The organism is Streptomyces sp. GbtcB7, from assembly GCF_019091445.1.
In the GTDB taxonomy this organism is placed as follows: domain Bacteria; phylum Actinomycetota; class Actinomycetes; order Streptomycetales; family Streptomycetaceae; genus Streptomyces; species Streptomyces mirabilis.
Genome location: NZ_JAGXJM010000729.1, coordinates 1 through 231, shown reverse-complemented (window position 1 = coordinate 231; position 231 = coordinate 1). Strand labels below are relative to the sequence as shown.

1 pseudogene is annotated in these 231 nt (G+C 65.8%); it reads right to left on the bottom strand.

The window, feature by feature from the left end:
- Window positions 1-231: pseudogene (gene tdh / locus KVT44_RS57375) on the bottom strand (L-threonine 3-dehydrogenase); the annotation flags it as partial.

Here is a 231-nt window from a genome sequence, read left to right as displayed (position 1 = left end):
ACCAGGCGCCCTTCGAGGAGGACGGACATCGCGTACCAGGTCTCGCACATCTCACGGCCGTAGATGGCCTTGATCGTGATCATGGAGGTGACGATCCGGGACCAGTCGTCCGGGAACTCCTCGGCGGGCAGGCCGAGCATCGCGATCCGGTCGCCGCGCGTGATGTTGTCGATCATGTCGAGCATCGCCTCGGGGCGGGCGGACATCTCCCGTCCGATGTCGGAGTCCTCG